The sequence below is a fragment of the Nocardiopsis protaetiae genome (assembly GCF_045446735.1).
GTDB lineage: Bacteria > Actinomycetota > Actinomycetes > Streptosporangiales > Streptosporangiaceae > Nocardiopsis > Nocardiopsis protaetiae.
Genome location: NZ_JBJJBV010000485.1, coordinates 1 through 2,233, shown reverse-complemented (window position 1 = coordinate 2,233; position 2,233 = coordinate 1). Strand labels below are relative to the sequence as shown.

Here is a 2,233-nt window from a genome sequence, read left to right as displayed (position 1 = left end):
GGCCTCCTCTCTTCTCGCACGCCTCCACCCCCTTCTCCGCCCTCCGCTCCTCCCCCGCCCTCCTCGGCCCGTCCCCCCGCCGGAGGCCCGCCATGCCCCGCGCACCCCCACCCCCTCCTCCTCCACGACACGTGACTCCTCGGGCGCACACCCGCTACCGCCTCCGACTCTCCGGACGGCGTCCCCCACCTCCCGCTCACGCACCAGGAGAACCGAAGTGAGAGCACGACGATCCCGGCTCGCGGCATGGGTCGCAGCCGTACTGCTCATCCCCCTGTCCCTCTCCCCCGCCCCGGCCGCCGCCCAGGCCTCCGACGTCACCGTCACCTACGTCGAGACCGGCAACTGGGGCAGCGGCTACGGCGGCCAGATCACCATCGACAACGCCGGGAGCACGGCGCTGACCGACTGGACGATCAAGTTCGACCTGCCCTCGGGCACCGCCGTCACCAGCCTGTGGAACGCCACCATGGCCCGGTCCGGCGACTCCTACACCCTGACCCCGCCCTCCTGGGGCGCGCCCGTCCCCGCGGGCGGCAGCTACGGGATCGGGTTCAACGGCACCAGCACGGCGGGCAACGACACGACCCCGCTCAACTGCACCCTCAACGGCAACCCCTGCTCGGGTGAGCCGGGCGAGCCCGACACCGAGCCGCCCTCGGCCCCCGGCGGCCTCACCGTCACCGGCACCACCGCCACCACGGTGGGCCTGAGCTGGAGCGCGGCCACCGACAACGTCGCCGTGGCCGGGTACGAGGTCCTGTCCGGCGGCGAGGTCGTCCGCGCCGTCACCGGCACCACCGCCACCGTGACCGGGCTGACCCCCGAGACCGGCTACACCTTCACGGTCCGGGCCTACGACACCTCGAACAACCGCGGCGCGGAGAGCGGCACGGTCACGGCCACCACCGACGAGCAGAGCACCACGCCCGTCCTGGAGGACCGCCGCGTCGCCTACTTCACCCAGTGGGGCATCTACGACCGCGGCTACCTGGTCAAGAACCTGGAGACCTCGGGCACCGCCGAGCACCTCACCCACATCAACTACTCGTTCGGCAACATCAACGCGAACGGGCAGTGCTTCATGGCCAACCAGCTCGGCCAGGGCGACGCCTGGGCCGACTACGGCCGCTCCTTCACCGCCGACCAGAGCGTCGACGGCGTCGGCGACGTCTGGAGCCAGGACCTGCGCGGCAACTTCAACCAGCTGCGCGAGCTCAAGGAGAAGTACCCGAACCTGAAGGTCAACATCTCCCTGGGCGGCTGGACCTGGTCGCAGCACTTCTCCGACGCCGCCCTGACCCCCCAGTCGCGCGAGCGCATGGTGTCGTCCTGCATCGACCAGTACCTGCGCGGCAACCTGCCGATCTTCGACGGCGCGGGCGGCGTCGGCTCCGCCTACGGTGTGTTCGACGGCATCGACCTGGACTGGGAGTGGCCCGCCTCCGAGGGCCACGAGCACAACACGGTGCGGCCCGAGGACCGGGAGAACTTCACCGCCCTGGTGCAGGAGTTCCGCGACCAGCTCGACGACCTGGAGGCCGAGACCGACCGCGAGTTCGAGCTGACCGCGTTCCTGCCGGCCGACCCCGACAAGATCGACCTGGGCTTCGAGATGGACGCCCTGATGCCGAACTTCGACTTCATCACGGTGCAGGGCTACGACTACCACGGGGCCTGGGAGAACACCACCAACCACCAGTCCAACCTGCTCGTCACGCCCGGGGACCCCGGTCCGCGGATCTTCGCCGGCGAGGTGAGCATCGACCGCTACCTGGAGCTGGGCGTGGACCCGGCCGACATGGTCCTGGGCGTGCCCTTCTACAGCCGCGGCTGGACGGGTGTGCCCGCCGGGCCCAACGGCGACGGCCTGTTCCAGAGCGCGACCGGCCCCGCCCCCGGCACCTACGAGCAGGGCATCGACGACTGGAAGGTCATCAAGAACCTGACGGGGTACACGCTGCACCGCGACGACGCCTCCGGGACGGCGTGGCTGTACAACGGCACCACGTTCTGGACCTACGACGACGAGGTCTCCATCGCCCAGAAGACGCAGTGGGCGGTCGACCGCGGCCTGGGCGGCGTGATGATCTGGTCCATCGACGGTGACGACGCCAACGGCACCCTCATGGACGCGATCGCCACGACGCTGGGCTGATCCGCACGCCCGAAAGGGCCCGACGGCGGCGTCCCGTGCCAGGGGGCGCCGCCGTCGCCGTGCCCGGGCGCGGCG

At 71.0% G+C, this 2,233-nt stretch carries 1 protein-coding gene; it reads left to right on the top strand.

From position 1 onward, the window contains the following. Window positions 1-217: 217 nt before the first annotated feature. The gene (locus tag ACJOT3_RS34120; protein ID WP_406977261.1) at window positions 218-2,158 is read left to right on the top strand and encodes a glycosyl hydrolase family 18 protein; all 1,941 of its coding nucleotides are present in this window, start codon (window positions 218-220) and stop codon (window positions 2,156-2,158) included. Window positions 2,159-2,233 lie beyond the last annotated feature (75 nt).